General features: G+C 67.5%; 21 protein-coding genes. 1 reads left to right on the forward strand and 20 read right to left on the reverse strand.

All coding sequences use genetic code 11. The features are described 5' to 3' along the window. The first annotated feature begins 73 nt into the window (after window positions 1–73). Complete coding sequence (locus tag M3149_RS05845; protein ID WP_251708394.1) at window positions 74–2,170, forward strand: winged helix-turn-helix domain-containing protein; 2,097 nt, start codon at window positions 74–76, stop codon at window positions 2,168–2,170. Here the strand turns inward: M3149_RS05845 and M3149_RS05850 are convergent. The 20 genes from M3149_RS05850 to M3149_RS05945 form a co-directional block, all read right to left on the reverse strand. Further along, window positions 2,119–3,087: a rhodanese-related sulfurtransferase gene (locus M3149_RS05850; RefSeq protein ID WP_251708395.1), complete on the reverse strand. Its 969-nt coding sequence runs from the start codon at window positions 3,085–3,087 to the stop codon at window positions 2,119–2,121. The genes M3149_RS05845 and M3149_RS05850 overlap by 52 nt on opposite strands. 94 nt (window positions 3,088–3,181) lie before the next feature. Then, window positions 3,182–4,276: a phospholipase gene (locus tag M3149_RS05855; RefSeq protein WP_251708396.1), complete on the reverse strand. Its 1,095-nt coding sequence runs from the start codon at window positions 4,274–4,276 to the stop codon at window positions 3,182–3,184. Between the two features lie 29 nt (window positions 4,277–4,305). Further along, the gene (locus M3149_RS05860) at window positions 4,306–5,184 is read right to left on the reverse strand and encodes an HDOD domain-containing protein (RefSeq protein WP_251708397.1); all 879 of its coding nucleotides are present in this window, start codon (window positions 5,182–5,184) and stop codon (window positions 4,306–4,308) included. A 78-nt stretch (window positions 5,185–5,262) separates the two neighbouring features. After that, the gene (locus M3149_RS05865) at window positions 5,263–6,090 is read right to left on the reverse strand and encodes an HDOD domain-containing protein (RefSeq protein WP_251708398.1); all 828 of its coding nucleotides are present in this window, start codon (window positions 6,088–6,090) and stop codon (window positions 5,263–5,265) included. Between the two features lie 87 nt (window positions 6,091–6,177). After that, the gene (locus M3149_RS05870; protein WP_251708399.1) at window positions 6,178–8,502 is read right to left on the reverse strand and encodes a Tex family protein; all 2,325 of its coding nucleotides are present in this window, start codon (window positions 8,500–8,502) and stop codon (window positions 6,178–6,180) included. Between the two features lie 125 nt (window positions 8,503–8,627). Then, a complete protein-coding gene (locus M3149_RS05875) occupies window positions 8,628–9,533 on the reverse strand; it encodes an SDR family oxidoreductase (RefSeq protein ID WP_251708400.1) in 906 nt (301 codons plus the stop codon). A gap of 25 nt (window positions 9,534–9,558) precedes the next feature. After that, on the reverse strand, window positions 9,559–10,011 hold the full coding sequence (locus M3149_RS05880; RefSeq protein WP_251708401.1) for a GNAT family N-acetyltransferase: 453 nt from the start codon (window positions 10,009–10,011) through the stop codon (window positions 9,559–9,561). After that, the gene (locus M3149_RS05885; protein WP_251708558.1) at window positions 10,008–10,943 is read right to left on the reverse strand and encodes a glutathione S-transferase family protein; all 936 of its coding nucleotides are present in this window, start codon (window positions 10,941–10,943) and stop codon (window positions 10,008–10,010) included. The genes M3149_RS05880 and M3149_RS05885 overlap by 4 nt, the downstream gene beginning before the upstream one ends. 32 nt (window positions 10,944–10,975) lie before the next feature. Further along, window positions 10,976–12,625 (reverse strand): isovaleryl-CoA dehydrogenase, encoded by a 1,650-nt coding sequence (locus M3149_RS05890; RefSeq protein WP_251708402.1) that lies wholly within the window; start codon window positions 12,623–12,625, stop codon window positions 10,976–10,978. 91 nt (window positions 12,626–12,716) lie between these two features. After that, window positions 12,717–13,733, reverse strand: a complete 1,017-nt coding sequence (locus M3149_RS05895; protein ID WP_251708403.1) for an NADP-dependent oxidoreductase — start codon at window positions 13,731–13,733, stop codon at window positions 12,717–12,719. 20 nt (window positions 13,734–13,753) lie between these two features. Then, the gene (locus M3149_RS05900; RefSeq protein ID WP_251708404.1) at window positions 13,754–14,539 is read right to left on the reverse strand and encodes an SDR family NAD(P)-dependent oxidoreductase; all 786 of its coding nucleotides are present in this window, start codon (window positions 14,537–14,539) and stop codon (window positions 13,754–13,756) included. A 4-nt stretch (window positions 14,540–14,543) separates the two neighbouring features. Further along, a complete protein-coding gene (locus M3149_RS05905; protein ID WP_285886581.1) occupies window positions 14,544–14,972 on the reverse strand; it encodes a PaaI family thioesterase in 429 nt (142 codons plus the stop codon). A gap of 4 nt (window positions 14,973–14,976) precedes the next feature. Further along, window positions 14,977–15,768, reverse strand: a complete 792-nt coding sequence (locus tag M3149_RS05910) for an SDR family oxidoreductase (RefSeq protein WP_251708405.1) — start codon at window positions 15,766–15,768, stop codon at window positions 14,977–14,979. 91 nt (window positions 15,769–15,859) lie between these two features. Then, window positions 15,860–16,162 carry a Dabb family protein gene (locus M3149_RS05915; protein ID WP_251708406.1) on the reverse strand — a complete coding sequence of 101 codons (303 nt, stop codon included), beginning with the start codon at window positions 16,160–16,162 and terminating at the stop codon, window positions 15,860–15,862. After that, on the reverse strand, window positions 16,162–17,985 hold the full coding sequence (locus tag M3149_RS05920) for an acyl-CoA dehydrogenase (RefSeq protein ID WP_251708407.1): 1,824 nt from the start codon (window positions 17,983–17,985) through the stop codon (window positions 16,162–16,164). The genes M3149_RS05915 and M3149_RS05920 overlap by 1 nt, the downstream gene beginning before the upstream one ends. Window positions 17,986–17,999: 14 nt before the next feature. Beyond that, a complete protein-coding gene (locus M3149_RS05925) occupies window positions 18,000–19,175 on the reverse strand; it encodes an acetyl-CoA C-acyltransferase (RefSeq protein ID WP_251708408.1) in 1,176 nt (391 codons plus the stop codon). 28 nt (window positions 19,176–19,203) lie between these two features. Beyond that, a complete protein-coding gene (locus M3149_RS05930) occupies window positions 19,204–21,318 on the reverse strand; it encodes a 3-hydroxyacyl-CoA dehydrogenase NAD-binding domain-containing protein (protein ID WP_251708409.1) in 2,115 nt (704 codons plus the stop codon). Window positions 21,319–21,465: 147 nt separating this feature from the next. Further along, entirely contained in the window at window positions 21,466–22,161 is a 696-nt protein-coding gene (locus M3149_RS05935; protein ID WP_251708410.1) for an ABC transporter ATP-binding protein, read from the reverse strand. Between the two features lies 1 nt (window position 22,162). Then, window positions 22,163–22,948: an ABC transporter ATP-binding protein gene (locus M3149_RS05940; RefSeq protein WP_251708411.1), complete on the reverse strand. Its 786-nt coding sequence runs from the start codon at window positions 22,946–22,948 to the stop codon at window positions 22,163–22,165. Continuing rightward, window positions 22,945–24,249: a branched-chain amino acid ABC transporter permease gene (locus tag M3149_RS05945; RefSeq protein ID WP_251708412.1), complete on the reverse strand. Its 1,305-nt coding sequence runs from the start codon at window positions 24,247–24,249 to the stop codon at window positions 22,945–22,947. The genes M3149_RS05940 and M3149_RS05945 overlap by 4 nt, the downstream gene beginning before the upstream one ends. Between the last annotated feature and the right edge of the window lie 2 nt (window positions 24,250–24,251).

The raw sequence follows: 24,251 nt of genomic DNA on the forward strand, positions 1-24,251 counted from the left end.
CGCCATGCCCAAGCACAGCAAAGGGGATCCCAGCGGACGCACGTCTGACCATCGACAGGCTGCAAAAAGCAACGTGAGCGCGACGCCCGAAGAGTATCGATTCGGTCCGTTCGCGCTGCGCACCGATCGACGGGAGTTGCGTTGTGACGACGTCGTGCGCCCCATGGAGCGACGATGCTTCGATCTGCTGGTCTATCTCTTGCGGCATGCCGGGCGTGTCGTGACCAAGGACGAGTTGTTGGAACATGTGTGGGCCAACCGATTCGTGACACTGTCGGTGATCGCCCAATGCGTGCTGAAAGTGCGCAAGGCCCTGCGCCTGCCCGATGGAGGTGAAGGTCCGCTGCGAACGGTTCACCGTGTGGGCTATCGCTTGGTCGGTGAGGTCGTGCACCGTCGCCTCGCACCGGCCGATCTGAAGGCCCAGGTGGGTGGCCAGGCCTGGCATTGGGCAGCCCCGAAGCTGAGCAACATGCCCGACGCACCCGACTGGTTGTCCCCGGCTCTGGGCGCGTTCGGCGCCTGGGCCCTGCACAACCACGGCATTGCGGTGGAGGAAGGGCCGGTCACTGCTGGCGAGCCGCCCATCCCGCAGGCCCGTTGCCAGGTGGCTCCGGGGCCGATGGGTTTCGAGGCCTGTGTGGACCTGCTGCTCGAACCGGCGCAGGCCGTGCGGTTGAGAGCCTCATCCACCTCCCCCTTCCAGGCCGTTTGGCAGGCCGCCGAGTCCGCCGCCTGGTTGGCGCGGTTGCGTGAACTGGTGACCGCAACGAACGGCGAGCGCGCCGAGTTGCGCTGGGAGCGTCTGGCGGCTTTGTCGCATGTACCTGCGCCCGTGCTGGGCAAGGCCGAGCCCTTGCTGTCCGCGGTGTGGCGTGCACAGCTCGAGATGTCCACCCTCGAGCAGCAATCCGATCTGGTGATGGAGGCTGCGTGGCGGGGCGATCCGGCGGCGTCCGAGCTTGCCAACCAGTTGCGCTTCGCGGCCGCTCAGGCGGGCGATGCCATGGCCGAAGCCTGGGCCGAGCTGTCGCTGGCGATGATCGAGTGGTACCAGTCGCGCACGGAGCAAGTCCATGGCCGCGTGAATCGCTGCATGGGTCTCGTCAAGCGCGCGAAAGGGGGCGTGCACGTGGTGCGTGCAGCGGCGATCGCGGCGTATCTGCTGAACGCATCGGGCGCCACGCCGGACCAGGCCGAAGGGTGGCGCCAGTTGCAGGCGCCAGACACAGCGCCGGGCTCGACGGCCTGGCGCTGGCGGCTGCTGGCGGACCTGCAGCACCGGCTGTACGGTGGCGACGGCGCGGACACGGCCGGTGCGCAGCGGCTCGACGCGTGGGTCCAGGCGTCGAGCCTGTTCGATGGCCTGCAGGCGCTGCTGTTGAACCAGTGCGGCTTGCTGCGCGAGGAGGACGGGGATCTGGATCAGGCTTGGCAGCGGCTCAAACGGGCGAGCGATGTTGCGGCGCACAGCGCCTGGAAAAGCGTGAAACCGTTGTGTGTGCTCAGCCTCGGCGAGCTTTCGGCGCGGCTGGGCGACCGTGCCACCTTTGACGACTGCATCGCCATGCTCGAGGCATGCAGCGACCGCGACAGCAGGCGGACCGCGGCGGTGCGTGACTGGATGGTGGCGCGCCGCCTGCGGATGGACGCGCAGTACCACGCCGCGCTGGGACTGCTCGAACAGGCTGTGCCCGTGCTGCAGGGCTGTGGGCGCTGGTTTCGTGAAGACGCGTGGCTGATGGCGATCGACACCGCCATGCACGTGCGCTCACGCGGTGCGCTCACACGCTGGCGTCAGCTGCTGGCAATGCCTGGGTCGCCTCGTGTGCGCGCGCGTTCGGCCACGCTGGCCGCCATGGATGCCGCCATCGCGCAGCTCGACGGCGAACGATCGCGCGCGTGCCAGCTCGTGGTACAGGCCTGGCGGGGCGCGCCTCCGTCGACCGCCAAGCGCTTGCTGGCGATGGCGGCTGCCTCCGCGCTGCGCTGGACCCCCGCCGAGTCCGCCGACCTGATCGTGCAGGCACTCGACCAGGCCGGTGCCTGGCTGCACCAGTCGCCGCCCGGGCGGCGCTTGCGCGACGCCGCCAGCTACCGCGTTCGTTCGAGCGCGGCTCAGGGCGTGGCCGAGCCCGACCTGGACACGGTCTGGCTCTGGGCCGCCTGAGGCGCTGTCGAGCCGATGTGTTGCGCACCGCGCTCACGGGCCAGCAGCACCTGGCGCTGGCGCTCGGCCAGTCGCTCGCGCGCGGCCGCATCGCGCTGGTCGTGGCAGTGCGGGCAGCTCACGCCCTGCTCGAACAGCGGCGATTGCCGGTCTTCTTCGGTCAACGGCCAGCGGCATGAGCGGCACAGTTCAGACGCGCCGGGCGCAAGGCCGTGGCCCACGCTCACGCGCTCGTCGAAAACGAAGCACTCTCCCCTCCAGCGGCTGCTGCCGGGTGGGACTTCCTCAAGGTATTTCAGGATGCCGCCCTCGAGGTGGTACACCTCCTCGAAGCCCTGCATCTTCAGGAGTGCGGTCGATTTTTCGCAGCGGATGCCACCGGTGCAGAACATGGCCACGCGCGGCTTGTTCGGGCCTTGCAGCGCCGGTTGTTGCGCCAGCCAGGCGGGCAGTTCGGTGAAGCTGCGGATGCCCGGGTTGACCGCGCCCTCGAAGGTGCCGATCTTGACCTCGTAGTCGTTGCGCGTGTCGATCAGCAGCACGTCGGGCTGTTCGATCAGGGCGTTCCAGTCGGCCGGCTTCACATAGGTGCCGACGGTCCTGGTCGGATCCAGGCCCGGCACGCCGAGCGTGACGATCTCGCGCTTGAGCCGCACCTTGAGGCGGTGGAATGGCGGCGTGTCGGCCCAGGACTCCTTGTGTTGCAGGTCGGCCAGCCGCGCATCGCTGCGCAGCCAGGCCAGCACCGCGCGCACGCCAGCCTCGGGGCCGGCAATGGTGCCGTTGATGCCCTCGCGCGCCAGCAGCAACGTGCCTTTGACGCCCTGTGACCCGCACAAGGTCCGCAGCGGTTCGCGCCATGTGGCGTGTTCCGGCAGATCGACGAACTTGTAAAGGGCAGCGGTGAGGTAGCGCATGGTCGGGGCTGGGTGCGGCACCGATTATCCCGCCCCTCCCTGCCCCGCCCCGTTCGCCGGGTGGCGAGCACGGCGTGCTGGGAGATGCGGTTGCTCAGAGCGGTTCGACGCGCGCCGCATCCGGCCGCGCGAGCCATTCGCCGAGCTCGTCGGCCAGTTGCTGCGCTGCCTTCACCGCCGCACCCCAGGCCTGCACGCGCGCCGCCAGGTTCTGGCCATAGCGCTCGAAATCGGTGCGGTCAGGCAGCTTGCCGTTGGGCAAGGTGCGCACCCAGGCGGGATCGGGCGCAACCACCAGCATGTGGTCGAGCGCGTCGCTGCTGCGGTGGCGACGCTTCCACGCCTTGTCGAGCCAGCCCGGCACCACCGCTTTCTGAAAGTGCGGGTACAGCACGATCGGCGACTCGTTGGCCGCGTGGTAGTGCAGGTGCATGTGGTAGTCGGTGATGCCACCGTCCCAGTAGATGCCCTTGGGTGCGCCGGGAATGTCGGCCACCGGGCGCAGCACGAAGGGAATGGAGCAGCTGGCCTGCAGGGCCGGCATGAAGTTGTGGGCACCCAGGGGAACCTGGCGCGTGCGCAGATCCTGCGTACCAAAGGGCAGCGCGCTCACGCCGCCGCGGCCGGCCTCGGGGGCAGAGAACACCACACGTTCGAGCCAGTCACCCAGCGCGCGGCGTTGCAGCGCATTGGCGGTGAACGCGCCCAGGTAACCCAGGGGGGTGCGCAGGCGGCCTTCCCGGGCCAGCAGGCGCCGCCCGCGCGAGGTGACGATGTGCAGCCGCCAGCGTGGGTGGTGCAACACCTCCTCCAGGTGGTCGCCATAGAAGGCCTGCAGATTGGCAGCGAAGGTGTCGCTGATCTGCTGCGCCGTCGGGCGCCGCTGGCCTGGCGCCAGTTCGTAGTGCTGGTGGATGTAGTCGTGCTCCAGCCGCTCGAAGGCTCGCACCGGATCGTTCAGGCAGGCCGTGCCCATGCGCCACGCACCGATGGACGCGCCGATCAGGTGGATGGTCTGTGGTGCCTCGCGCAGCCACTGGCCGAAGAGCAGCCGATCCACCGGACCGAGGATCAGGCCTTTCGGTCCGCCAGCGGCGGCAGGCACCACGCCCACGTGTTCGGGGCGCAGACCGTGATCGCAGATGTGCTGGAGGGCCCGGGGGCCGGCATAGAGGCGCAGTGCATGCATGCGCCGATTGTCCGCGAGCGCGGTTGGCCTCAATGCGGCATCGAATCCTTGAACGGCACCGGCGGGGCCTCGGCCTCGGGCGTGGCTTCCTGCTCGTCGAAGTCGTTGTGGCGCGAAATCGAAGGAATGCGCTCGGCGACCACCGTGTCGGGGTCGATCCCGAGCACCAGGCCCACCGGGTCGGGGTAGGTGTTGATCAGCAGCTCGCCGCGCATGTCCTGCTCTTCGGCACGGGCGCGCCAGGCGGCGATGTGAACCACCCCCGCAATGGGCTCGTACACGTCGTTGTCGAACGGCGCGCACTGGTGTTCGATGGCGTTGATCATGCGGCGCGGAAACTTCCATTCACGCGCCAGCGCAGCGCCAACCTCGGCGTAGCTGTAGCCGAACACGCTGCGCTCGGCCCGCGCGCGCTTGAGGTCGAGCATCGGCACGGCGCGGTCGATTTCGATCATGGCTTCGGGCATGCCCACGTGCATCACCAGCTCACCGATGCCGTGGATCAGGCCAGCGGTGAAGGCCGTGTTCTCGTCGATGCGGATCGGCAGCGCGATGTAGCGCGCCAGGTTGGCGGTGTTGAGGCTGCAGCGCCAGAACTGGTTGAGGTTGACGCCGCCCACGGTGTGAAAGCCCTCGCCCAGCGCGCTGGCCACCACCAGTGCGCGCACCTTGATCAGGCCGAGGATGTTCATCGCCTCGCGCGCGTTGGTGACGTTGCGCGACAGGCCGAAGAAAGCCGAGTTGGCCGTCTTGAGCAGCCTGGCCACCATCACCGGGTCTTCCTCGATCAACGAGGCCACCATCATCGGGTCGACGTCGGCTTGCTCGAAGGTGTCGATCAGCCGTCGCACCACCTTGGGCACCGACGGCAGGGCCTGAGGCTGCTTGAGGAGCTTGTCCAGATGCATGGCTGGTCTCGACGTTGGCGGGCAGGATGGCTGGCTGGTGTATCGAATCGCGGCGGGAGAACTTGAGGACTTTCGGGCTCAGTCCACAAAGGCGGCCAGCGCGTCCTCGAAAGACCACTCCTCGGGGTCCTTGCCGAGCACGACGCCGAGGTCCAGCCCCAGGGCGATACCGACCATGTCGGGAAAGGTCGCGGCCAGGCCGCTGTCGTCGAGCTGGATCTCTTCGGCGCGTGCGCGCCACGAAGCCAGGTGGAGCACGCCGGCCAGCGGCTCGTAGGTGTTGCCCTCGAACGGCTCGGTCTGGTGCTTGAGGGCGTTGACGATGGCTTCGGGGAAGTTCCACCGCTCCACCATGCCCGCGCCGACCTCGGCGTAGGTGTAGCCAAAGCGGTTGCGCTCGGCCGCGGCGCGCTGCAGATCCAGCGGCGGCGTCCCCATGTCCAGCGGACCGATCTCATCCGGCATGGCGATGTGCATCACCAGGTCACCGATGGCGTGGATCAACCCGGCGGTGTAGGCGTTGCCGGTGTTCTGGCGCAGGATCTCGCCGAGCGACCGGGAGATGTCGGCCACACGCAGGCTGTAACGCCAGAACTGGTTCAGGTTCACGCCGGGCACGTTCTTGAAGCTCGAACCGAGCGCGGCGGCCATCACCAGCGATCGCACGTGCGTCATGCCCAGCATGGCCACGGCATCGTGCGCATCCCCGATCTTGCGGCTGGCGCGAAAGAACGAGGAATTGGACAGGCGCAGCACCCGCGTGGTGAGCGACGGGTCCTGTGCGATCAGCTCGCCCACCTTGCGCGGGTCCGGATCGTCCTTGTTCATCTCCGCCATCAGGTCGGTGACGGTACGCGACATCGCGGGAAGGGCACCCGGGTAGTTGAGCAGGGCTTGTAGGTCCATGGTATGACGCGGGCGGATATGGCTGGGGGTTCTGTGCCCCTTATCGGCATCTGCCGCCGCAACTTGACCCCTTTGCAGGGCCTCGCGTCAGCGCTTGAGCCGTGCGAACGCCGACGCCAGCGCGGTGGGCGCGGCCGCGTCCTGACGCCCTCGCCCGCCACCACGCGCGGGCTCGAAGCGGTTGTCGCGCGGGCCGTCACCGCGTCGCGCCGGTGCAGCGTCAAGTTTCATGGTGAGCGAGATGCGCTTGCGCGCCGCGTCCACCTCCAGCACCTTCACCTTCACGATGTCGCCGGTCTTGACGACCTCGCGCGCGTCGTTGACGAACTTGTGACTGAGCTGGCTCACGTGCACCAGGCCGTCCTGGTGCACGCCCAGGTCGACGAAGGCGCCGAACTGGGCCACGTTGCTCACCGTGCCTTCCAGCACCATGCCCTCGCGCAGGTCGGCAATGTCTTCCACGCCGTCGTTGAAGCGCGCCACCTGGAAATCGGGGCGCGGGTCGCGCCCGGGTTTCTCGAGTTCCTTCAGGATGTCCTTGACGGTGATCACGCCCACCGTGTCGTTGGCGAACAGCTCCGGGCGCAACTTGCCCAGCATGTCGGCGCGGCCCAGCAGCGATTGAACCGGTTGACCGGTGGTTTCGATGATCTTCTGCACCACCGGGTAGCTCTCGGGGTGCACGCCGGTCATGTCCAGCGGATCGTCGCCATCGCGGATGCGCAGGAAACCCGCGGCCTGCTCGAAGGTCTTGGCGCCCAGGCCGCTCACCTCCAGCAACTGGCGCCGGCTGCGGAAGGCACCATGCGACTCGCGCCAGCGCACCACCGCCTTGGCCACCGTGCCCGAGAGGCCCGAAACGCGCGAGAGCAGCGGCACGCTCGCGGTGTTCAAGTCCACGCCCACGGCGTTCACGCAGTCTTCCACCACGGTGTCCAGGGTGCGCGCCAGCGCGCTCTGGTTCACGTCGTGCTGATACTGGCCCACGCCGATGCTCTTGGGGTCGATCTTCACCAGCTCGGCCAGCGGGTCCTGCAGACGCCGCGCGATGCTCGCGGCACCGCGCAGGCTCACGTCCACGTCGGGCATCTCCTGGCTGGCGAACTCGCTGGCGGAGTAGACCGAGGCGCCTGCCTCGCTCACCACCACCTTCTGCGCGCCCGGGTGGCGCTTGAGCAGATCGGCAGCGAGTTTGTCGGTCTCGCGGCTGGCGGTGCCGTTGCCGATGGCGATGAGTTGCACACCGTGCTTCGTGCAGAGTTGTCCCAACGTGTGGAGCGCACCCTCCCAGTCGCGGCGGGGCTCGTGCGGGTACACGGTGGCGGTGTCCACCAGTTTGCCGGTGGCATCCACCACGGCCACCTTCACGCCGGTGCGGATGCCCGGGTCCAGGCCCATCACCACGCGGGGGCCCGCGGGCGCGGCCAGCAGCAGGTCGCGCAGGTTGTCGGCGAACACCTTGATGGCCACCGTCTCGGCAGATTCGCGCAAACGCGCGAACAGGTCGCGCTCGGTGGACAGGCTGAGCTTGACGCGCCAGGTCCAGGCCACGCACTTGCGGATCAGGTCGTCGGCCTTGCGGGCCTGGTGGTGCCAGCCCAGGTGGTGGGCGATGCGCCCCTCGGCCAAGGACGGTTGCCCCGCCACGGGCTCGCCCGGTTGCACCAGCTTCACATCGAGCACTTCCGCCGCACGGCCGCGGAACACGGCCAGCGCGCGGTGCGAAGGCACCTTGCCGATGGGTTCGTCGTAGTCGAAGTAGTCGCGGAACTTGGCCACGTCGGGGTGGTTGGCGTCCTTGCCGGCGAGCAGGCTGCTCTTGAGCAGACCATCATTCCAGAGCCATTCACGCAGCGTCTGCACCAGGGCAGCGTCCTCGGCCCAGCGTTCGGAGAGGATGTCGCGCACGCCGTCGAGCACAGCCGCGGGGGTGGAGAAATCGGCCCCCGGCTTGCCGTCGTCCAGTACCTCAGGAGGGCGCGTGAAGGCAGCGGCCTCGGCCAGCGGGTCCAGTGTCGGATCGGCGAAGAGTTTGTCGGCCAGCGGCTCGATCCCGGCCTCGCGCGCAATCTGCCCTTTGGTGCGGCGCTTGAGCTTGAAGGGCTGGTAGAGGTCTTCCAGCTCCTGTTTGGTCGGCGCGTTGGCGATGGCCAGGCGCAGGGCGTCGGTGAGCTTGCCCTGCTCGTCGATGGCCTTGAGCACGGCCTCGCGGCGTTCGGCCAGCTCGCGCAGGTAGCCCAGGCGCGTTTCGATCTCGCGCAACTGGGTGTCGTCCAGGCCGCCGGTAGCCTCTTTGCGGTAGCGGGCAACGAACGGCACGGTGGCGCCGCCATCCAGCAGGTCCGTCGCGGCCTGCACCTGGCGCTCCTGCACCCCGATTTCTTGCGCGATCTGCGCGATGATTTTCTGCATGACGAAAAGGCCCGGGCGCCGCACGGCGCCTCTCTCAAAAACGAAGCGCCGGAGTCTGCCACACCGGGGCCGCAAGACGGCTCAGGCGTATCCGGCCATCGCCGCTGCCCTGTGCGTGGGGTGGATCAGCCGGCGCGCAACGCCTGGCGCAACTGCTGGCCGATCTCGGGCCGTTCGGCAAACGGGTCGGGCGGATTGGTGCCGGCCACGATGGCGTCGAACCGCGAGCGCGCGTTGCCCAGCGCCTTGGGGTGGCTGTAGATGTAGAACTGGTCCTGGCGCAGCGCATTGAACACCGCCTGCGCCACCTCGGCCGCCGTGACCCGCCCCGAGCTGACCGCTTTGTCGGTCATGGCCTGGCCGATGAGCTGGCTCTTCGTGGGCTTCTCGTCGGCCATGGCGGCGGGTTTGTTGCGGTGGCTCTGGCTGATGCCGGTGGCCACGAAATAGGGGCAGAGCACGCTGGCGCCGATCTGATCGGTGACCAGGCGCAGGTCCTGGTAGAGCGTTTCGGTCAGCGCCACCACCGCGTGCTTGCTCACGTTGTAGATGCCCATGTTGGGCGGTGTGAGCAGGCCGGCCATGCTGGCGGTGTTGACGATGTGGCCGCGCCAGGCCGGGTCGGCCTTGGCGGCGGCCAGCATCATGGGCGTGAACAGGCGCACACCGTGAACCACGCCCCACACGTTCACACCGAGTACCCATTCCCAGTCCTTGACCGAGTTTTCCCAGATCAGGCCCGCCGATCCCACGCCCGCGTTGTTGAAGACGAAGTTCGGCGCGCCAAAGGTGGCCATCACATCGGCGGCCAGCGCCTCCATCTGCGCGGCGTCGGACACGTCCACGCGGCGGGCGAGCACGTTGGCACCAGCAGCCCTCATCTCGGCCTCGGCGCTGGCGAGCGCATCGCCCTGCACATCCACCAGCACGAGGTTCATGCCCAGTTGCGCACCGATGCGCGCGCATTCAAGCCCGAAACCGGAGCCCGCGCCGGTGAGCACCGCGGTCTTGCCCTGGAAGTTGTCGATCATCCTGTTGTCTCCATGTGTTGAAAGCTCAGCGGCGCAGCATTTCGATGTGATCGATGCCGTCCTCGACGTAGATCGGGCCAGCAGGCTCGAAGCCGTGCTGCCGGTAAAAACCTTGCAGGTGCGCCTGTGCACCGATGCGGATGGGCTGCTGGCCCCAACGCCTGTGCACATGCGAGATCGCCTCGCGCATCAGCGCATGACCCATGCCTGTTCCCCGGGTGGCCGGGTCGCTCACCACGCGGCCAATGCTGGCTTCGGCGAACTTCAGGCCCGCGGGTACCAGCCGGGCGTAGGCCAGGAGCCTGCCTTCGCGTTCGCCGAGCAGGTGGTGGCAGTCGGGGTCGGCACCGTCCATGTCCTGGAACACGCAGTTCTGCTCGATCACGAACACGTCGGTGCGCAGGCGCAGCAGATCGTAGAGCGCCCGTGGAGACAAGTCGTCGAAAGGCAGGCAGCGCCAGGTGAGCGCGGCACTCATGCCTTGACTTCGCGCAGCACGTAGCCCACGCGCGGGAAGTGCACATGCACCGTGCCGGCGCGCTCGTCATGGCGCTCGATGGTGTAGCGCGTGCGGGTGGCGGCCAGCAGCACACCCTCGCTGGTCTCGGTGCCGAAGGCCTCGGCCGCGATGGTGACGCGGCTGTCCAGCGCGATGCCGTGATCGTCCTGGAACACCTCGCCCGGCTTGAGGGGCTCCGGCGTGGCCGCGTGCGCAATGCCGATCGCGTCCTCGCTCTTCATGCGCTGCGGATGGCCATGCCCGATCGTCGCGATGCGGTCCATCCACTCCAGCACGTCGGGGGTGGCATCCAGGATGCTGGCCATGCCGGCATTGAGCGTGCGGGTGAACCACAGCGGGTGGTACGCGGCCAGATCGGCGATGCAGGGCACTTCACCCAGCAGGTAGGGCTGATCGTCGAGCATGTTGGCCAGGCGGCGCAGGTAGCTGCGGTAGGCGCTGGTGGCGTCGGCCGGGCGCAGCAGCGTCATGTTCTGGCGCATGGCGGCGCGGTCGCTGGCAAAGGCCTGGCCCTGGTCCGGGCTGTCACCAAACAACGCCTTGGCGCCCTTGGGGCTGAGGGTGTATCCCATCGAGGCCCAGAACAGCGACGAATCGGCCCACTGCGCCACGGCGCGTGACAGCCCGCGCGCGTGCGGCGGGAACAGCGGCGGCTCGGCCACGCGGTGCTCCAGCACGTCGGCAATCAACGCGGTGTCGCAGTAGATGTCGGCACCGATCTGCAGCAATGGGGTCTTGCGGTAGCCGCCCGTGAGGGCGATCACGTCGGGTTTGGGCATCACCGCCGGTATGTGCACGCTGTGCCAGGCCAGGTCCTTCAGGCCGAGCATGAGACGGGCCTTCTCGGCGAAAGGCGACATGGGGTAGTGGTGAAGGATCAGATCGTGCATGGTGGTGGCGTGCATGGCCGTTTGCCTGAAGCTCAGCGCGGCATGGCCCGGTCGATGATGGCGTCAACCTCGGTGCCCGACGAAAGCGAGCCGAAGCTGTGCCCCCAATGGCCACCGAGGCGCGAATCGCAGAACGCATGGAACACCGCGGCGGGCGCGGTCTGCGCAAGCAGTGCGGCCTGCACGGCCAGGGCAACGTCTTGCGCCAGCCGGCGCGCCTCCATCTCGGTGGCCATTTCCTCCACACGCAGTGGAAGGCGGGCCGCCAGGTGGTCGAGAGCAGCGTGCATGCCCTTGGCCGGCGCCAGCTCCTGCGCGAGCGCCGCGGCGGCGTCGGCCTTGCGGATGGCGCGCAACAGATCGAGCGCCATGATGTTGCCCGCACCTTCCCAGATGGAGTTGAGCGGCATCTCCCGGTAAATGCGGGCCATGATGCCTTCGCCGCCCTCTTCCACATAGCCGTTACCGCCCAGGCATTCCATGGCTTCCTGCGCGAAGTGGCTGCCGCGCTTGCAGATCCAGAACTTGGCCACGGGTGTGAGCAGGCGCGCCATCACGGCTTCGTGCGGGTCGTCCGGGCGGTCGAAGGCACGCGCCAGGCGCAGCGCCAGCGCGGTGGCCGCCTCGCTCTCCAGCGCCAGGTCGGCCAGCACGTTCTTCATCAGCGGCTGGTCGATGAGCAGTTTGCCGAAGGCCTTGCGCTGCGCCGTGTGGTTGAGCGCGATGGACAGCGCCTGGCGCATGAGACCGCTGGTCCCCAGCGCGCAATCGAGCCGCGTCATCGTGCCCATGGCCAGGATCTGCGGCACGCCGCGGCCCTCCTCGCCCACCAGCCAGGCGCTGGCGCCGTGGAATTCCACCTCGGAACTGGCGTTGGCCTTGTTGCCCAGCTTGTCCTTCAGGCGCTGGATGAGGATCGCGTTGACCGATCCGTCGGGCAGCACGCGCGGCAGAAACAGGCAACTCAATCCGCTCGCGGTCTGCGCCAGGATCAGAAACGCGTCGCACATGGGCGCCGAGAAGAACCATTTGTGGCCGGTGACCTTGAAGCGCTGGCCCCAGGCGTCGCTGCCGTCGGCCTCGGCGCGCGTGGTGTTGGCGCGCACGTCCGAGCCGCCCTGCTTTTCGGTCATGCCCATGCCCATGGTCACGCCGGGCTTGTCGCGCCACAGCGTGAGCGTCGGGTCGTAGCGGCGGCTGGTGAGCTGGGGCGCCCAGTCGCGGTAGATCGCGGCGTTGTCCTGCAGCGCAGGTGTCACCGCATAGGTCATCGAGATCGGGCACAGCATCGAGGGCTCAAGCTCGGTGAAGAGCATGAAGCCGGCCGCGCGGCGCAGGTGCGCGGTGCCGCTGGCCTGTTCATCGGGCGCAAAGGCGCTGCCGTGCAGGCCCGCGCCCACCGCCGCGGTCATGAGCGCGTGGTAGCTCGGGTGGAATTCCACCTGGTCGATGCGGTGGCCAAAGCGGCTGTGCGTCTTGAGCTGCGGCGTGAACACGTTGGCCAGCCGGGCATGGGCCTGGTATTCACCGCTGCCGACCAGGCGCCCGAGATCGCGCAGCGCCGAGGTGTCCAGCCCCGGCGCGTTGAAGGCCAGCGCGGCCTGCAGCGGCCGGTTGGTCTCGAACAGGTTCACGTCCACCAGCGGCGCAGGCTGGTTGAAGACCTCGTGTGTCACGGTCATGCCTTCTCCTATCGCGGGCCACCGCGGAACCGGCTTTGCCGGGCCGCAGGTGGCGCCCCCTGGGGGGTGACGCCGCAGGCGGCGCGGGGGGTTACACCAGTTTCACCAACTGCTTGCCGAAGTTCTTTCCTTTGAGCAGGCCGAGGAAGGCTTCCGGTGCCGACGCAATGCCCTGCGCCACCGTTTCGCGTGGACGCAGCTTGCCGGTGGCCACCAGCGTGCCGAGTTCGGTGAGTGCCTCGGGCCAGACTTCCATGTGCTCGCTGACGATGAAGCCCTCGACCTTGAGACGGTTCACCAGAATCAGCGCCGGGTTGGCCAGCGGCAGGGGCTGACCGTCGTAGCCGGCGATCATGCCGCACACGGCGATACGGCCGAAGGCGTTCATGCGCAGCAGCACGGCGTCCAGAATCATGCCGCCCACGTTCTCGAAGTAGCCGTCGATGCCGTTCGGGCAGGCTTCCTTCAAGGCCTTGGCCAGCGAGTACATGTCCTTGTGCTGGCGGTAATCGATGCAGGCGTCAAAGCCCAGCTCCTCCACCGCGTACTTGCACTTCTCAGGGCCCCCCGCAATGCCCACCGTGCGGCAGCCGCGCGCCTTGGCCAGCGCACCGAAGGCGCTTCCCACGGCGCCGGTGGCGGCGCTTACCACCACGGTGTCGCCGGCCTTGGGGTTGATGATCTTCACGAGGCCGTACCAGGCCGTCACACCGGGCATGCCCACGGCGCCGAGGTAGTGGCTCAGTGGCACGTGGGTGGTGTCGACCTTGCGCAGCGCGCCGGGTTGGTTGGCGTCGACCACGCTGTACTCCTGCCAGCCACCCATGCCGACCACCTTGTCGCCCACGGCGTATTTCGGGTGCTTCGACTCGGCCACCTCGCCGACGGTGCCGCCGATCATCACCTCGCCCAGCGGTTGCGAGGCGGCGTAGCTCTTGCTGTCGTTCATGCGGCCGCGCATGTACGGGTCCAGGCTCAGGAAGTGGTGGCGCACCAGCACCTGGCCGTCCTTGAGCGACGGGGTCTCGGTGGTGACCAGCTTGAAGTTGTCGACCGTGGCCTCACCCTTGGGGCGGTTGTCGAGCAGGATCTGTCGGTTGGTGGGCATGGTTGTCTCCGTGATCGGGTTCAGGTCTTGCGAAGGGTCGGCAGGCCCACGCCGGCGGCGTCGAAGCCCCCGTCGGCCGCGAGCGTCTGGCCGTTGATGTAGCTGGCGCGCGGGCTGCAGAGAAAGAACACCGCCTCGGCGATCTCTTCCTCGCTGCCGTAGCGCGCCAGCGGAATGCTGTCGTGGTAGTCGGCGCGAATCGCGGGCGTGTGCACGGCCGCGGCCATGGCGGTTTCCACGGGCCCGGGCGCCACCGCGTTCACACGGATGCCGGCATTGCCGTACTCCACCGCCTGCTGCTTCGTGAGGTGGATGAGTGCCGCCTTGCTGGTGCCATACGCCACACGCAGCGTGCTGGCGCGCAGGCCCGAGATGGAGGCGATGTTGACAACAGCACCGCCGCCCTCTTCCAGCATCACCGGCACCACCGCCTGCGTCATCAGGAAGGCACCATCCAGGTTGGTCGCCATCACATGGCGCCATTCGTGAAAAGTGGTCTCGCCGATGGGCTTGAACACCGCCACGCCGGCGTTGTTCACCAACGCGTCGATGCGACCGAAATGCGCCAGCGTTCGCGCCACCGCCGCGTCCACCTGCTGCGGGTGCGACACGTCGGCCGGCACCGCCATGGCCAGCGGCTCGCCAAAGCCTTCGTGGCGCAGCGCGGCCTCGGCCTTGACCAGCGTGGCTTCGTCGTTGTCGAGCAAGGCCACGCGGTGGCCACGTTGCAGGAACAGCCGCGCGATCGCGAGGCCGATGCCACGCGCCGCACCGGTCACCAGGGCCACGGGCAGTTCATCGCTCATGGGTTCAGTCCGTCGAGATGCGGTTGAGGGCTTGCGTGCTGCCCGGCCCGACGGGCAGGCGCGGCACGTACTTGAAGGTGCCGGTGGCGTGGCTGCACAACTTGCCGCTGGCATCGAACACGCTGCCTTCGGTGAACGCCATGGTGGCCGTGCGGTGCAGCAGCTTGCCGCGCGCCAGCAACGGGCCCTTGGCGGCACGCATGAAGCTGGTCTTCATCTCGATGGTGACGCAGCCCATGTCGTCCTGTACCGAACGCGCGGCGTGCGCCATCACCACGTCCAGCAGGGTCATGCTGGCGCCACCGTGCACCACGTCGAACGAGTTCTGGTGCTCAGGCGCGGGGTCGAAGGCGATCTCGGCCTCGCCGCCGTCCATGCGCAGGAGGCGAAAGCCAAGCAGTTCGACGAAGGGGATGCGTACCGAGAATTCCAAATCCTCAGCCTCCGGTGATGATCGAGACGCCGCCGTCCACCGCCATCCACTGGCCGGTGATGTGTTTGCCGGCGTCGCTGGCGTAGAGCACGGTCAGGCCCTTGAGGTCCTCGTCGTCGCCCAGGCGGCCCAACGGTGCGTGCGCCGCCAGTTTTTCTTCGCCCATGGCCTTGAGCGTGCCCTGCGTCATCTTGCTGGGGAAGAAGCCCGGGCAGATGGCGTTGACGCGGATCCCATGGGCGCCCCATTCGGCCGCGAGGGCACGGGTGAAGTTGATGACCGCGCCCTTGGAGGTGTTGTACGCGATCGTCTTCATGCCGCTCGGGTTGCCGCCCAGGCCGGCGATGGACGCGGTGTTGATGATGCTGCCACGCTTGCGCTTGATCATGCTGCGGCGCGCGACCTCCTGGCTCAGGATGAAGTAGCTGCGCACGTTGAGGTTCATCACCTTGTCCCAGGCCTCCACCGGGTGGTCCTCGGCAGGGGCGCCCCAGGCCGCGCCGGCGTTGTTGACAAGGATGTCGATGTCGCCCAGGCGCTGCAGGGTCTCGTCCACCAGGCGGCGGCACTCTTCCTCGCTCTGGCCATCGGCCGCAATCCAGCGCGCGTCGATACCGGCCGCCTGCAGCTCGGCCGTGGCCTCCTCCAGGTCGGACGCCTTGCGCGAGCTGATCAGCACGCGCGCGCCGACTTCACCGAGCGCATGGGCCATCTGCAGGCCCAGGCCGCGCGAGCCGCCCGTGATGAGTGCGTTCTTGCCCTTGAGGTCGAAGAGTTGGGAGATGGTGCGGGTCATGGTGCTGTCTGCCTCGTCTGTGGGAGTGGAAACCGTGCGGGCCATTGTGGCCCTTCGGGCGGCGCACGTGTGTCGCGCCGGTGGCGCCGCGTCAGACCTCGAAGTCCATGCACTGCCGCTCGGCCACGATGGCCTTCATGAACGGCTTGATGGCCACGTGATCGGGGTGGGTCTGGTAGGCCGCGAGCGCGGCGCGGTCGGTGAAGGTGCTGTCGAGCACCACGTCGTAGGTGCACTCCAGGCCGTCCTGCGCGAGGCCGACCTGGAACTGCAGCGTGCCCGGGTGCAGCGTCGCGCAGGCTTCCAGCAGGGCTTTGGCCTTGCGCTTGTTGTACTCGCGGTCGGCCCCTTCGGCCTGTTCCTTGAGCTTCCACATCACGATGTGGCGCAACATCAGAACGCCTCCTCGGGCAATTCCGCGCAGGTGGCGTCGCGGCTGCTCACCACGGCGAGCCAGGCGCCGGTCTTGGGCAGCTCGTAGTGGAGGAAGTAACGCATGGCGCCCAGGCGGCCGGTGCGTGCGGGGCTGGCGGGCGCGGCGTGCGCGGTCAGCGCCACATCGAGCCAGATCCAGGCCAGCACGGTGTGGCCAAAGGCTTGCAGATAGGGCACGGCGTTGGCCAGCGCCTCGGCCGGGTTGCCGGTGGCCCAGGCGGCTTTGGTGGCCGCGCCCACGTCCTGCAGCGCCTTGCCCAGTGCGTTGGCGTGCGCCGCAAGTTCGGGCACCTGGATGGCGCGCTGGATGGTGGCGTTGATGCGACCGGCCAGCAGCTGCAGGCCGCGGCCGTTTTCCATCAGCACCTTGCGGCCCAGCAGGTCCATGCCCTGGATGCCGTGCGTGCCCTCGTGGATCATGTTCAGGCGGTTGTCGCGCCAGTACTGCTCCACGGGAAAGTCGCGCGTGTAGCCATAGCCGCCGTGCACCTGGATGGCCAGGCTGTTGGCCTCCAGGCACCACTCGCTGGGCCAGCTTTTTGCAATGGGGGTCAGCACCTCCAGCAGCAGGCGCGCCTCGTCGGCGGCCTCGGGCGTGCCGGTGTGCTGCTCGTCCACCAGGCGGGCGCAGTACAGTTCCAGCGCCAGCGCGCCCTCGGCATAGCTCTTCTGCGCCAGCAGCATGCGTTTCACGTCGGCGTGTTCGATGATACGGCTCTGCGGACGCGATGGGTCCTTGCCTTCGGGACCGACCGGGCGGCCTTGCGGGCGGTTCTTCGCGTAGTCGAGCGAGGCCAGGTATCCGGCCATACCCAACATGGTGGCCGCCATGCCGACACCGATGCGGGCCTCGTTCATCATGTGGAACATGCAGCGCAGGCCTTCACCGGGGCGGCCGACGAGATAACCGACGGCGCCGGCACCGCCCCGAACGGGGTACTTGCCTTCACCGAAGTTGAGCAGCGTGTTGGTGGTGCCGCGCCAGCCGCACTTGTGGTTCAGGCCGGCGAGCGCCACGTCGTTGCGCTCACCGGTGAGCTGGCCGTCGGTGTCGACCAGCTTCTTGGGGACGATGAACAGCGAGATGCCTTTGACGCCGGGCGGCAGCTTGCCATCGGGACCCGGGATCTTGGCCAGCACCAGGTGGATGATGTTCTCGGTCAGCTCGTGCTCGCCGGCCGAGATCCACATCTTGTTGCCCTTGAGCCGAAAACGCGGGCCGAGCGGATCGGCTTCGAAGTTCTCGCCATCGGGCACGGCGCGCGTGGCCACGTCGCTCAGGCTCGAGCCCGCCTGCGGTTCGCTCAGGCACATGGTGCCGGAAAAACGCCCCGAGAACTCGTTGAGTGCGAACACGCGTTTCTGCGCCTCGGTGCCATGCACCATCAGCAAGTTGGCGTTGCCCGTGGTGAGCATGCCGGCGCCGATGCTCACCGACGCCATGGCGAAGAAGGCGTTCGCCGCCGCCTCCACCGTGTAGGGCAGCTGCATGCCGCCAATGTCGTAATCCTGCGCGGCACTGAGCATGCCGCTCTCGGCATAGGCCTGCCAGGCGTCGTGCGTGGCTTGCGGCAGGATCACGCGCTCGCCGTCAAATTGCGGCTCCTGGGTGTCCACCAGGCGATTGAAGGGCGCGTACTTCTCGCGCGCAATGCGTTCGCAGGTGTCCAGCACCGCGTCGAAGGTCTCGCGGCTGTGGTCGGCGAAGCGCTCGCGCTGCTGCAGCGACTGGACATCAAGCCAGTCGTGCAGCAGGAAGTCGACGGTGGGGCGCAGGGACATGGTGCGCCCCGCGATCAGAGGACTTCGAACACACCGGCAGCGCCCATGCCGCCGCCGATGCACATCGTCACGCACACACGCTTGGCGCCGCGGCGCTTGCCTTCGATGAGGGCGTGGCCCGTGAGGCGCTGGCCCGACACGCCGTAGGGGTGGCCCACCGCGATGGCACCGCCATTCACGTTCAGGCGGTCGCCCGGGATGCCCAGCTTGTCGCGGCAGTAGATCACCTGCACCGCGAAGGCTTCATTGAGTTCCCAGAGGTCGATGTCGCTGACCTTCAGGCCCAGGCGGGCCAGCACCTTGGGCACCGCGAAGACGGGGCCGATGCCCATCTCGTCGGGCTCGCAACCAGCCACCGCAAAGCCCAGAAAGCGGCCCAGCGGCTTGAGGCCCTTCTTTTCGGCCAGCGATTCGTCCATCACCACACAGGCGCCAGCGCCGTCGCTGAACTGGCTGGCGTTGCCGGCCGACACCAGGCCGCCGGGCAGCGCCGAGCGCAGACCATGGATGGCGTCGAACGTGGTGCCCGGGCGGATGCCTTCGTCGTTTTCGACCGTGACCTGCTTGGTGATCAGGCCCATGACCTTGTCGGCCACGCCCGCGGTCACGGTGATGGGCGCAATCTCGGCCTTGAACAGGCCCGCTTCGAGTGCGGCCGTGGCCTTTTGCTGGCTGGCGGCGCCGTACTCGTCCATCTTGTCGCGGCCGATGTTGTAGCGCTTGGCCACTTGCTCGGCCGTCTGAAGCATGTTCCAGTAGATCTCGGGCTTCTGCTTCTCCAGCGCGAGGTCCTTGAGCATGTGCTGGTTCATCTCTTGCTGCACGCAGGAGATGCTTTCCACGCCACCGGCCACGTACACACTGCCCTCGCCCGCGATGATGCGTTGCGCGGCCAGCGCGATCGTCTGCAGGCCGGAGGAGCAAAAGCGGTTGACCGTCATGCCCGAGACGGTGACGGGCATGCCGGCCTTGAGCGCGATCTGGCGCGCGATGTTGGCGCCGGTGGCGCCTTCGGGGTTGGCGCAGCCCATGATGACGTCCTCGACTTCGGCGGCGTCGATGCCGGCGCGTTGCACGGCATGCTGCACCGCGTGGCCACCCAGGGTGGCGCCGTGGGTCATGTTGAAGGCGCCCTTCCAGCTCTTGGTGAGCGGCGTGCGGGCGGTGGAAACGATGACGGCGTTGCTCATGTGATTTCTCCTGATTCGATCGCGGCCATCAGCCGTTGAAGTTCTTGCCCTCAGCGACCAGGCGCTGAATGAGGGGCGCGGGCTCCCAGAACTTCGCGTCGTCGAGCGGGTTCTTCTGGAAGCGCTTCATGGCCTGCACCACGTTGAACAGCCCCACCTCGTCGGCGTACTTGAGCGGGCCACCACGGTGCACCGGGAAGCCGTAGCCGAAGATGTAGACCACATCGATGTCGCTGGCCTTGTTGGCGATGCCCTCTTCCAGGATGTGCGCGGCCTCGTTCACCAGCGAGAACACCAGGCGCTGCACGATCTCCTCGTCGGATATCTTGCGCGGCGTGATGCCCAGCGACTTGCGGTGCTCGGCAATCATCTGCTCGACCTCGGCATTCGGGATCGCATCACGCTTGCCGGGCACGTAGTCGTACCAGCCCTTGCCCACCTTCTGGCCGAAGCGGCCTTTCTCGCACAGCAGGTCGGCCGTCTTGCTGTACTTCATGTCGGGCTTTTCGGTGTAGCGGCGCTTGCGGATCGCCCAGCCGATGTCGTTGCCGGCCAGATCGCCCATGCGGAACGGGCCCATGGCGAAGCCGAACTTCTCGATCGCGCGGTCGACCTGCGCGGGGGTGCAGCCTTCGTCGAGCAGGAAGCCGCCCTGGCGACCGTACTGCTCGATCATGCGGTTGCCGATGAAGCCGTCGCACACGCCCGAGACCACCGCGGTCTTCTTGATCTTCTTGGCCACGGCCATCACGGTGGCCATCACGTCCTTGCCGGTCTTGTCGCCGCGCACCACCTCCAGCAGCTTCATCACGTTGGCCGGGCTGAAGAAGTGCAGGCCCACCACGTCCTGCGGGCGCTTGGTGAAGTTGGCGATCTTGTTGACGTCCAGCGTGGAGGTGTTGGACGCCAGGATCGCGCCGGGTTTCATCACGGCGTCGAGCTGCTTGAACACGGCTTCCTTGACGCCGATCTCCTCGAACACGGCCTCGATCACGAGGTCGGCGTCCTTGATGTCGTTGTAGTCAACGGTGGTCTTGAGCAGGCCCATGCGCTGGTCGAGCTTGTCCTGCTTGAGCTTGCCCTTCTTGACCTGGGCCTCGTAGTTGCCGCGCATGACGCCCACGCCGCGGTCCAGTGCTTCCTGCTTCATCTCGAGGATGGTCACGGGGATGCCCGCGTTCAGGAAGTTCATCGAGATGCCACCACCCATGGTGCCGGCACCGATGACGGCGACCTTCTCGATCTTGCGTTGCGGCGTGTCTTCCGGCACGTCGGGGATCTTGCTGGCGGCGCGCTCGGCCATGAACAAGTGGCGCAGCGCGCGGCACTCCGGCGTCCACATCAGGTTGATGAACATCTCGCGCTCGGTGAGCATGCCCTGGTCAAACTTCTGCTTGGTGGCGGCTTCAACGGCGTCCACGCATTTGGCAGGCGCGGGGAAGTTCTTCGCCATGCCCTTGACCATGTTGCGCGCGAACTGGAAGTAGGCGTCGCCGTCCTTGTGTTTGCAGGGCAGGTTGCGCACCAGCGGCAGCGCGCTGCCGTCGGCGTGTTTGGCGGCCACTTCCTTCGCGAAGGCCAGTGCCTCGGCGGCCAGCGCTTCGGCGCTGCTGGCCATCTTGTCGAACAGCTTCTGGCCCGGCAGCATGGCCAGCATCTCGCTCTTGACCGGCTCGCCGCTCACGATCATGTTCAGCGCGGCCTCCACGCCCAGCACGCGCGGCAGGCGCTGCGTGCCGCCGGCGCCGGGGATCAGGCCGAGCTTGACCTCGGGGAGCGCCACGTTGCAGCCGGGTGCGGCGATGCGGTAATGGCAGCCCAGCGCCAGCTCCAGCCCGCCGCCCATGGCCACACTGTGGATGGCCGCGACCACCGGCTTGCTGCAGTTCTCCACCGCCAGGATCACGCTCAGCAGGTTGGGCTCGGCCAGCGCCTTGGGCGTGCCGAACTCCTTGATGTCGGCGCCGCCCGAAAAGGCTTTGCCGGCGCCGGTGAGCACGACGGCCTTGACCGCCGGATCGGCCTGCGCTTTTTCCAGGCCCGCGGTGATGCCCTGGCGCGTGGCCAGGCCCAGGCCGTTGACGGGCGGGTTGTTCAGCGTGATGACGGCCACGTCGCCGTGGACCTGGTACTCAGCGGACATGAAATCTCCTCGGGTTTGGAATGCGCCGGGCAGACCCGGTTGGCCGGGTCTGCCAGAAAAAGAACGGTCGTTCGATTCTAGGTTCGACCGATGCCGCGGCAAGCCCCGCGTGTCGCCCGCAGGACTGCCCGAACGGGCAGGCCCGCGTCAGACCTCCAGCCACTCCTTGCGGATGGCGGGATCGGCTTTCAGCGCCTCGGGTGTGCCCTCGAACACGATGCTGCCGTGGCCCATCACCAGGGTGCGGTCGGAGATGTTCAGCGCAATGGTGAGCTTCTGTTCGATCAACAAAACCGAGAGGCCGCGTGCCTTGAGCTTTTGCAGGTACTCGGCCACCAGCTCCACGATCTTGGGCGCCAGGCCCTCGGTGGGCTCGTCGATGATGATGAGTTCCGGGTCGCCCATCAGGGTTCGGCACAGCGTGAGCATCTGCTGCTCGCCGCCCGAGAGCACGCCGGCCTCGGTGTGCTGGCGTTCCTTCAGGCGCGGGAACATGGCGTACATGTCGTCGAAGCTCCAGCGCGAGCCCTTGCCCGCGCCCTTCTGGCCCAGCAACAGGTTCTGGTGCACCGTGAGCGTGGGGAAGATGTCGCGGTTCTCGGGCACGTAGCCGATGCCCAGGTGTGCCACTTCGTATGCCTTGCGCCCCACCAGTTGCTGGCCCTTCCAGTCGACGCTGCCGTGGCTTTCCACCAGGCCCATGATCGCTTTGGCGGTGGTGGAACGCCCCGAGCCGTTTCGGCCCAGCAGCGCCACGATCTCGCCCGGACGCACGTCGAACTCGACGCCGTGGAGCACGTGACTCTTGCCGTAGTAGGCGTGCAGGTTGCGGATGTTCAACATGTCAGTGCTCCGCTCCCTGGGTTTCTGCCACGTGCGAGCCGAGGTAGGCCTCCTGCACGCGCGCATTGGCGCGCACCGCGTCCGGTGTGTCGAAGGCCAGCACCTCGCCATAGACCACCACGGCAATGCGGTCGGCCAGACCGAACACCACCCCCATGTCGTGTTCCACCGTCAGCAGCGTCTTGCCCTCGGTCACGTCGCGGATCAGGCCGATGAAGCGGCCCGTCTCGCTCTTGCTCATGCCCGCGGTGGGTTCGTCAAGCAGGATCACGTTGGCGCCGCCACCGATGGTGATGCCGATCTCCAGCGCCCGCTGCTCGGCGTAGGTGAGGTTCATGGCCAGCACGTCGCGCTTGCGATCGAGCTGGATCATGTGCATGAGCTCCTCGGCCCGTGCGTTGGCATCGTGCAGATCGCTCAGGAAGCGCAGGAAGGTGTACTTGTAACCCAGGCTCCAGAGCACGCCGCAGCGAAGGTTCTCGAACACACTGAGCTTGGGAAAGATGTTGGTGATCTGGAAGCTGCGCGAGAGGCCGGCGCGGTTGATCTCGAACGGCCGCTTGCCGTCGATGCGCTGACCGTTGAGCAGCACCTGGCCACTGCTGGGCGCAAAGCGCCCGCTGATCAGGTTGAACAGGGTGGACTTGCCGGCGCCGTTGGGGCCGATGATGGCCACGCGTTCGCCGGGGTTCACGGCCATGTTCACGCCGCGGATGATTTCGGTCTTGCCGAAGCTCTTGCGCAGGTCCCGCAACTCCAGCGCGGGGGTGTGGTTGGCCTGGCTCACGCGTTCTCCCTTTGTTTCATGGCGTTCTCGATGAACTCCTGGATCGCGCCCCAACGCCGGGCGAAACGCCGGCGAGCGAGCTCGAAGAGCACGAAGCCGACGACCGCTGCAACCAGCGCCCCGCCCCAGCTCGCCGCGCTGCGCGCGTGCAGCGTCAGGCCGAGGAAATTCAGCTCGTCGCCGAGCGTGGTGCTCAGTTGCAGGTGGTAGATCATCTCGATGATGGCGGACGCACCGACCAGCATCAGCACCCCGGTGGCCAACAGCGCCAGATAGCTGCCGGTGAGTTCCCGCAGGCGGCCGAAGGCGGCCACGCGCAGGTTCATCATGATCAGGCTTGCAAAGCCGCCAGGGGCATAGATGACCATGAACAGGAAGATCAACCCGAGGTAGAGCAACCACGCCTGGGTGAGCTCGGAGAGCATCACGAAGGCCAGCACCATGAGCACGCCGCCGATGATGGGGCCGAAGAAGAACGTGGCCCCGCCAAGGAAGGTGAACAGCAGGTAGGCACCCGAGCGCGCGGCACCCACGACCTCGGCGGTGACGATCTCGAAGTTGAGCGCGCCCAGTCCGCCCGAGATGCCCGCGAAGAAGCCGGCAATGATGAAGGCGAAGTAGCGCACCTTCTGCGTGTCGTAGCCCACGAACTCCACGCGTTCGGGGTTGTCGCGCACCGCGTTGAGCATGCGCCCGAGCGGTGTGCGCGTGAAGGCGTACATGGCGGCCACACAGACGAAGGTGTAGAGCGCGATCAGGTAGTACACCTGCCGTTGCGGCCCGAAGGTGATGCCCATGAAAGGCTCGCCGGCCATGCGGTCGCCCGAGACGCCCCCCTCGCCGCCGAAGAACTCGGGAATCATCAGGGAGAGCGCGAACACCAGTTCGCCCAGGCCCAGCGTGATCATGGCGAAGGTGGTGCCGGCCTTGCGCGTGGTGACATAGCCGAACAGCGCGGCAAAGCCCATGCCGGCAACACCACCCACGATCGGGATCAGCGACACCGGGATGTCCATCAGGCCTTCGGTCACGCGGTTGAGCGCGTGGATGGCCACGAACGAGCCCAGGCCGGTGTAGACCGCGTGCCCGAAACTGAGCATGCCGCCCTGGCCGAACAGCATGTTGTAGGACAGGCACGCGATGATGGCGATGCCCATCTGCGACAGCACCGTGAGCGCCAGGCCGCTGCTGAAGATCAGGGGCGCAACGATGAGCACCAGGGCAAAACTGCCCCAGATGACCCAACGCCAGACATTGAAGCGGGGCACGGCAAGTGCGGAAGGCTGGACGTGTGCGTTCATGG

The sequence above is a fragment of the Hydrogenophaga intermedia genome (assembly GCF_023715105.1).
GTDB classification, from domain to species: domain Bacteria; phylum Pseudomonadota; class Gammaproteobacteria; order Burkholderiales; family Burkholderiaceae_C; genus Hydrogenophaga; species Hydrogenophaga intermedia_A.